Origin of the sequence: Flavobacterium sp., assembly GCF_040382755.1 — a bacterium.
Lineage (GTDB): Bacteria > Bacteroidota > Bacteroidia > Flavobacteriales > Flavobacteriaceae > Flavobacterium.
Map to the genome: position 1 here is coordinate 21,808 of NZ_JBEIET010000015.1, position 8,759 is coordinate 30,566.

Sequence of the window (8,759 nt, forward strand, 5' to 3'; positions counted from 1 at the left end):
TTATGAAAAAAATTAAAAATATTTTCCTTGCAATAGGAAGTTTATTATTGGTTTCATCTTGTAGCGATGCTTTAGACATTGTACAGCCAGGTGAAATCTATAGAGAGGATGCATTTAAGACGGTTTCTGATTTAAGAAAGTACTTAGATGGTGATATTTACTCAAGAGTAAATAATACTGAAGAAATCGGTTTTACAACTGTATTTACTGATGAAGTAGGTATTGGACCATCTAACGGAGGTCAAGATAAGGAATTACATAGATATCAATTGAATGCAAATTCGGATGAGCCTACTGCTCTTTGGAGCACTCATTATACTGTAATTAACAGAGTTAACAGATTATTAGAGTTTGCAAATTTAGTTGTAGTAACTACTCCAGCTGATATTGCTGCAAAAAATTCTGTTTTGGCTGAAGCAAGAGCTTTAAGAGCGTATTCATACATTCAGTTGGTTTCTTTTTTCTCTGTAGATCCTTCAAACCCTAATGCATTAGGTGTTATTTTATCTACAACTCCTGATAGATATGATCTTGTTATTGACAGACCAAGAGTTTCAAACCAAATAATTTATAATTTAATTGAAAGTGATTTTCAATTTGCGGAAACTAATTTGGCACCAAGCGCAACAAGTTATTTTAGAGTTACTCAAAAATTTGTTGCTGCTGCGAGAGCTAGAATGTACCTTTACAGAAAAGATTATGTGAAAGCAAAGCAATATGCTACTTTAGCAACAGGTACGCTTTCTACTGCAACTACATACAATTCAATGTGGGGAGATGCTGTTCAAGGAGAATGTATTTTCGCTGCAGCTAGACCTTCAGGAGGTACTTGGTCAAATATTGGAAGTACTTGGTATTTTAATGTTACAACTGCTACTGGTGGTGCTTTCTTAGATATGGGTAGAAACTTATTTAATTTATACAATCAATTTCCAAATGATGTAAGAAGAGCAACTTGGATTGATGCTACAGCTTTAATTAATCCTAATTATGCTACTGATATTAATTATGTAAGTAACGATGTATTACCTATCAATAAGTATCCTGGTAAAACTGGTCAAAATTTAAGAAATGATTTAAAAATCTTTAGAAATTCTGAAATGGTTTTAATTCTTGCAGAATGTGAAGTAGCTTCTTCTAATTTAACTGCTGCCGCTACTTTAGTGCGTTCTATTAGAACAGCTAGAGCTTTTGCTGCACCTGCTCCTGCGTTGCCAGTATATGCAAATGCTCAAGCGGCATGGGCTGATATTTTATTAGAAAGAAGAAAAGAATTGGCTTTTGAAGGTCATAGATATTTAGATATCAAAAGACTTGCTGCTTTAGCCGGAAATCAAGGAATTACAAGAGATAATACAGATGATGATATTTTAGATCAGCCATTAACTTTACCTCTTTCTGATTACAGATGGACTTTACCAATTCCACAATTAGAGGTTGCTGGTAATGTTTCTATACAACAAAACCCTGGTTATTAATATAAATTATTAAATTATGAAAAATTTTAGATTTTCAATCTTTTTTGGTTTAATTGCTTCTTTATTGCTAGTTAGTTGTAGCGATGAAGATGATAATTACAAATCATTTTCTGGTCCTCAAGAAGCGTTGCTTTTTAATAAGTCAACTTCAGTTTTTGAGTTTACTGCTGCAGCTCCTGCTTTTACAGAAGTTTTAGTTAGTTCAACTACAGTTTCAAACGTAGATAGAGTTGTACCAGTTGTTGTTAGTCCTTTTACGACTGCAACTACAAATATGTATTCAATTGATATGTCAACTGCGGTTATTCCTGCAGGACAAACTACTGCTAAACTAAAAATCAACTCAGGTTCATTTGCTGCTTTACCATCAGATGGATCAGCTAAGCAATTAGTTTTAGTTTTTGGTTCTGGTTTTTATGCATTACCTAACAGAACAAACCACGTGGTTAGTATTCAAAGAGGTTGTGCTAATACAAAAGTTAATTTGAATATTCTATTTGATGCATATGCTTCAGAAATTTCTTGGTTATTGAAAAATGCTTCAAATACAACTGTAGCAAGTTCTTCACCTTATGCAGACGGATTAGGTTCATTTACTACTCAGTTTTGTTTAGTACCAGGTAACTATACTTTCATTATGAATGATAGTTGGGGTGATGGTATAGCGCCAGGATCTTACAATTTAAAATTGACTAATGGTACAACGCTTGTGTCAGGTTCAGTATTTGGATCAACAATTTCACACCCATTTACAATTAATTAATATTTATTGTATTTTATAAACTAAACCCCGATTTATCGGGGTTTTTTTTTACAACAAATTCTCAGTACATTTGCCCTTTAAATTGTAAAAATGAGAAACTTACTTATTATATTGTTTTTTGCTTTGTCGTTTTCTTTGTATTCGCAAGAACCAGATACTACTAAAGTTGAAGAATTAAAAGCAGATATTAAACTATATAAAACCTTCAATACTCAAAAAGATACCGTTTATATTGATACGTCTTTGACGATACAAGATGAATACAAATACAATTACTTAAGAAAAGATAATTTTGGGTTATTCTCCTTTTCAAATGAAGGGTATTTATACAATCAATTAGATTTTTCAAAAAAAGTTATTAGTACTTTGCCTCAATTTGGTTTTAATGCGAAACACGTTGCTTATTTAAATACAAATGATATTTATTATTATTCTGTGCCAACTCCTTTAACGGATATCTATTTCAAAACTGTTATGCGTCAAGGGCAAAGTTTAGATGCCTTATTATCTGTAAATACCAAACCAAATTTAAATTTTACGATTGCTTATAAATCAATTCGTTCTGTTGGGGATTATTTTAATAATCTTACAAGTTCTGGGCATTTTAGATTTATTACAAATTATCATTCTTTAAATAAAAAATATTTTTTAAAAGCTAATTTCATTGGTCAAGATATTTTTAATCAAGAAAATGGTGGTATTAAAACAATTGAACAATTGGATGGAACAAACCCTTCTTTTAGTCAACGAGAACGTGTAGATGTTTATTTTAATGATGCTTCTTCCAAATTAAAAGGAAACCGCTATTTTTTAGATCAATCGTACCAATTTTCAACGGGTAATTCTTTTGTAATTAAACATCAAACGTATTACGAAAATAAGTTTTACGAATATTTACAAGATACAAAAAGTGATCGGCTAGGTACTGCAATTTCATCATCTATAAATAATAAAACCCGTTTTGATGTATTTTACAATAAAGTTGGCGTTAGTTTTAAAACCAAAACGTTAGGCGAACTTAATTTTTTTATTGATAATTATTCGTATAATCAATTTTATGTTATTCCAGATAATATTGTTTTCAATGCAAATGACAAATACAACTTACACAATCGCGTAACTTCAATAGGTGGTCAATACGAATTTGATAAAAACAAATGGAATTTTAATATTTTAGCACAAAATGCCATTTCCAATCAGCCGGCATCAAATTTTGAAGCTTTTGCCAAGTATTCATTTTCAAATGATAATTTTGTAAAAATATCAGCTCAACAAGTCAGCAAAATTCCAGATAATATTTTTGTTTTTCATAAAAGTGATTATGATAATTATAATTGGAATTCGCCTTTTAAAAATGAAAAAATTAGTTCTATTAAAGTGGAAACTAAAAATAAATGGGTAGATGCTACAATTCAAATATCTAATATTAATGATCATTTGTATTTTTACAACACAACACAACGATTGGATAGCTTGGATGTAAAACCATTTCAATACAATAAATCTATTCAATATGTTAGTGCTGAAATCGCTAAGGAAATTAAATTCAGAAATTGGTCCTTAGATAACAGAGTAAAACTTCAAGAAGTACAACAAGATGCTAAAATTTTAAATTTGCCAAATATTGTTTTACGAAACACATTGTATTATACCAAATCGGTATTTAAGAAAGCCATGTTGTTGCAAACGGGTATTACTGCAAACTACTTTAGTAAGTATTATGCTAATGATTATTTTGGTGTTTTAGGTGAATTTTATGTACAAGATCAGACAAAAGTCGGAGGTTTTCCTGTTTTAGATTTCTTTGTAAATGCTCGTGTACAACAATGTAGAATTTACCTTAAAGCAGAACATTTTAATGCTTTGTTTACTAATAAAGTAAATTATTTTAACACGCCAAGTTCACCATTTAGAGACTTTCACATTCGTTTCGGATTAGAATGGAATTTCTTTAAATAGTACAAAATCGACCAATTGAAGATATTTTTTGTAAATCATACAAGAACATGTAACTTTGTCATCACAAAATAATAATATGAAATACGTTAAAAATATATTAGAAACTATTGGTAATACGCCAATTGTAAAAATTAATAAAATTACAGCTGAATTGCCTTGTTTGGTTCTTGGGAAGTTGGAAACATTTAACCCAGGAAATTCTGTTAAAGACAGAATGGCGTTAAAAATGGTGGAGGATGCTGAAGCAGATGGTCGATTAAAACCTGGCGGAACCATCATTGAAGGAACTTCTGGAAATACAGGAATGGGTTTGGCTTTAGCAGCTATTGTTAAAGGGTATAAATGTATTTTTGTAATTTCGGACAAGCAGTCAAAAGAGAAGTCAGATATTTTACGTGCAGTAGGCGCAAAAGTTATCGTGTGTCCTACAGATGTAGAACCTACAGATCCACGTTCATATTATTCCGTTTCAAAACGATTAGGTGATGAAATTCCAAATTCTTGGTATGTAAATCAATATGACAACCCAAGTAATGCTACTGCGCACTATGAACAAACTGGGCCTGAAATTTGGAAACAAACAGAAGGTAAAATCACGCATTTTGTGGTTGGAGTAGGAACTGGCGGAACGATTTCTGGAGTGGCTAAATATTTAAAAGAACAAAATCCGAATATAAAAATTTGGGGAATTGATACATATGGATCTGTCTTTAAAAAATACCACGAAACAGGTATTTTTGATGAAAACGAAATATATTCGTACATCACAGAAGGAATTGGTGAAGATATCTTACCATTAAATGTAGATTTTTCTTTAATAGACGGATTTACAAAAGTTACTGATAAAGATGCGGCTGTTTACACTCGAAAATTAGCTTTAGAAGAAGGTATTTTTTGTGGAAACTCTGCTGGTGCCGCTATAAAAGGTGTGTTACAATTGAAAGAACATTTTAAACCAGATGACGTTGTGGTTGTTTTGTTTCACGATTCTGGAAGTCGATATGTTGGTAAAATGTACAATGACGAATGGATGCGTGAACGCGGATTTTTGGAAGAAGAAATCACTAAAGCAGAAGATTTAATTAAAGACCATAAAGACAAACCTTTAATTGTTGTTAGAACAGAAGAATTGGTTTCTCATGCTATAGAAAGATTAAAAAAATACAAAATTTCTCAAATTCCTGTAATTGATACGACTGGTTTTGTAGGAAGTTTAGATGAATCAGATTTGTTTAGAAGCTATTTTGAAAACAAAGACATAGCTGATTTGCCTATTAAAGAGGTTATGGGAAAACCCTTTCCAGTTGTATTGGCGTCGGCTTCTATAGATGAAGTGTCTAAACTAATCAATAAAGACAATCAAGCGGTTTTGGTAGATTTAGGAAACGGAAAACATCATATCATTACAAAACACGATATTATTAGTTCTATTAAATAGAAAATCTAAATAAATATTTTTAAAACGGATGGCAATATGTTATCCGTTTTTTTTATATTTGTTTTATATATAAGCTAAATTAAAAAGTACACGCCATGCAAGAAGAATTTCTCCATTATTTATGGGTAAATAAGAAACTACCATTTACCCAACTCAAAACACATCTTAACGAAAAATTAGAAATCAATCATTTTGGACAGTATTTACAAAATGCGGGTCCTGATATTTTTAACGCGCAAATTTCTATCAATCAGCAAAAATGGGCTGGAAATATTGAAATTCACGTTAAATCTTCCGATTGGTATTTGCACAATCACGAGAAAGATGCTAATTATGAAAACGTAATTCTTCACGTGGTTTGGGAAAATGATACGCCTATTTTTAGAAAAGACAATTCTGAAATTCCAACTTTAGAATTAAAAAAATACGTCCCACTTTCTGAAATAAACAAGTACAAATCGCTACTAACTTCCAAATCTTGGATAAATTGCGAAAACCAAATCGCAGAAATTGATTCGTTTGTTTGGAACAATTGGTTGGAAAGTTTGTTTATAAATAGATTAGAAAGAAAATCTGAAATCATTGATAAGCGATTAGTAGAAACTAATACGAATTGGGAAGCCGTTTTTTTCGAAATGTTATCCAAAAATTTTGGTCTGAATACAAATGGTGAGTGCTTTTTGCAATTGGCTCAATCTATTCCTTTTTCGTTAATTAGAAAAGAAAGTTATGATGTTGAAAATTTGGAAGCCTTATTTTTTGGCAAATTAAATTTATTAAATGAACCTATTGAAGATGAATATCACATAAAATTGGCATCAAACTGGAGCTATCTCAAAATAAAATACAATTTAGAATCAGAATTTGGTTTGCATCCACAATTTTTTAAACTTCGTCCTGACAATTTTCCAACAATACGTTTGTCACAATTTGCAAATTTAATAGCGAATAACCAAAATTTGTTTTCTCAACTAATTCAAGCTAATTCCTATGCCCAAATCAAACAATTATTAAAAAGTGAAACATCAGAATATTGGAAAAGTCATTATAATTTTTCAAAAATAAGTAAAACAAAAAGTAAAGGTTTAACCACTCCATTTATCGATTTGATACTAATTAATACTGTAATTCCTATAAAGTTTTGTTATGCTAAACATCAAGGTAAATTAAATATTGAAGAATTAATTTCACTTTTAGAATCCATACCTTCAGAGAAAAATGCTATTCTCGAGAAATTCTCAGTTTATAATGTAAAATCAGTTAATGCTTTTCAATCGCAATCATTATTAGAGCTTAAAAACGAATATTGTAATAAAAATAAATGCCTTAACTGCGCTGTAGGTTTGCAATTGTTAAAAAACTAAGTATCTTTATGCTTTAAATGTTTAATCGTATATATGTATAACTTACTTCATTTTTTCGAAAAAAACGGATTTTTTGTAGCTTCTCGTTTAGCGGACAGATTAGGGATGCGTGCCACTCAAGTGCGTTTATTTTTCGTGTATATATCTTTTATTACAGTAGGTTTAGGATTTGGCTTTTATTTAACTTTAGCTTTTATATATAAACTTAAAGATTTAATTTACACCAAACGAAGTTCGGTTTTTGATTTATAACAGTAAGCTATGTTACGATTTTCTAAAGGACATTATTTCGGAATTGCAATTTTGATTTGTAGCATTGGGTTGTTACAACTATTTATTTATTGGTTTAATAATCAAAAGGATACAACTTCTTTGGATTTAACTCCAGAAGAAAAAAATTGGCTTTTAGCTCAAAATGAAATTGATAGTTTAAAAGAAGCAGCTCAAGAAAACTCAAATAAAATTTATCCATTTAACCCTAATTTTATTTCAGATTATAAAGGATATAAGTTAGGAATGTCAGAAACGCAAATTGATAAATTGCATCAGTTTAGAAAGCAAAATAAATATGTGAATTCAAATGCAGAATTTCAGAAATTAACAGGTGTTTCAAATGAATGGATGAAACAGTATGCGCCATATTTTAAATTTCCAGATTGGGTAACCAATAGAACAGCTAATAATTATCAAACAAATTATGATAATACGTATCAAAAATTTGATAAAAAAGAAACTAAAATTGTAGTACAAGATTTAAATATAGCCAATCAAGCTGAATTAGAAAAAGCGTATATGATTGGAGAAAAATTAGCATTTAAAATAATATCTGAAAGGGATAAATTCGGAAGTTTTGCTTCAATGGAACAATTAGGTTTTATTTGGGGAATTTCGCCTGAAGCAATTGCGGATTTGAATAAAAAATTCCAAATTAGATCTTCAGAAAACTTAAAAAAGATAAATATTAACACTTCTACCATAAAAGAATTACAACAATTTCCATACTTTAATTACACTGTAGCTAAGAATATAGTTACTTTTAGAAGTATGAATGGCGATTTTAAAAGCAGTGAAGATTTAACAAATGTTAAGCAATTTCCACTTGAAAAATTAAAAATAATAGCCTTATATTTGGAATTCTAAAAACAAATTAACAAAATCGAATTCATGAATTCATTATATTTTACAGAAGAACACGAATTGTTTAGAAAAAGTTTACAAGATTTTTTACAAAAAGAAGTAGTGCCTCATATTGAAAAATGGGAAAAAACAGGTACAATTGAACGCTTTATTTGGAAAAAATTTGGTGAAATGGGCTTTTTCGGAATTAATTATCCTGAAGCTTATGGTGGATTAAACTTAGATTTGTTTTATACCGTTGTGTTTTTAGAAGAGCTTCAAAAAATTAAATCTTCTGGTTTTGCTGCAGCTATGTGGGCACACGCTTATTTAGCAATGACGCATTTAAACGCAGAAGGAAGTGAAGCTATTAAACAAAATTATTTAGCACCAAGTATATTAGGTGAAAAAATAGGTGCACTTTGCGTAACCGAACCTTTTGGTGGGAGCGATGTTGCAGGTATGCGAACTACGGCTGTAAAACAAGGTGATAAATTTATTATTAACGGTTCAAAAACATTTATTACAAATGGTGTGTATGCGGATTATTATATAGTAGCTGCAAAAACAAATCCAGAACTTGGAAATAAAGGAATTAGTATTTTTTTAGTAGATACCAATTTAAAAGGAATTTCTGCAAC

Annotated in this window: 8 protein-coding genes; all 8 read left to right on the forward strand. The window is 30.2% G+C overall.

Going from position 1 to position 8,759, the window contains the following annotated elements; genetic code table 11:
* The first annotated feature begins 2 nt into the window (after nt 1-2).
* Nucleotides 3-1,478, forward strand: a complete 1,476-nt coding sequence (locus ABWO04_RS02990) for a RagB/SusD family nutrient uptake outer membrane protein (RefSeq protein WP_353077180.1) — start codon at nt 3-5, stop codon at nt 1,476-1,478.
* A 16-nt stretch (nt 1,479-1,494) separates the two neighbouring features.
* Complete coding sequence (locus ABWO04_RS02995; RefSeq protein WP_353077182.1) at nt 1,495-2,241, forward strand: hypothetical protein; 747 nt, start codon at nt 1,495-1,497, stop codon at nt 2,239-2,241.
* A 90-nt stretch (nt 2,242-2,331) separates the two neighbouring features.
* On the forward strand, nt 2,332-4,200 hold the full coding sequence (locus tag ABWO04_RS03000; protein ID WP_353077183.1) for a putative porin: 1,869 nt from the start codon (nt 2,332-2,334) through the stop codon (nt 4,198-4,200).
* 76 nt (nt 4,201-4,276) lie between these two features.
* Complete coding sequence (locus tag ABWO04_RS03005) at nt 4,277-5,638, forward strand: pyridoxal-phosphate dependent enzyme (RefSeq protein ID WP_353077184.1); 1,362 nt, start codon at nt 4,277-4,279, stop codon at nt 5,636-5,638.
* 95 nt (nt 5,639-5,733) lie between these two features.
* Nucleotides 5,734-7,002: a DUF2851 family protein gene (locus ABWO04_RS03010; protein ID WP_353077186.1), complete on the forward strand. Its 1,269-nt coding sequence runs from the start codon at nt 5,734-5,736 to the stop codon at nt 7,000-7,002.
* A 33-nt stretch (nt 7,003-7,035) separates the two neighbouring features.
* Nucleotides 7,036-7,254 carry a PspC domain-containing protein gene (locus tag ABWO04_RS03015; protein ID WP_291241161.1) on the forward strand — a complete coding sequence of 73 codons (219 nt, stop codon included), beginning with the start codon at nt 7,036-7,038 and terminating at the stop codon, nt 7,252-7,254.
* Nucleotides 7,255-7,263: 9 nt separating this feature from the next.
* Nucleotides 7,264-8,142 carry a ComEA family DNA-binding protein gene (locus tag ABWO04_RS03020; protein WP_353077188.1) on the forward strand — a complete coding sequence of 293 codons (879 nt, stop codon included), beginning with the start codon at nt 7,264-7,266 and terminating at the stop codon, nt 8,140-8,142.
* Between the two features lie 24 nt (nt 8,143-8,166).
* The coding region (locus tag ABWO04_RS03025; RefSeq protein WP_353077190.1) for an acyl-CoA dehydrogenase family protein at nt 8,167-8,759 on the forward strand (593 nt) is incomplete at its 3' end.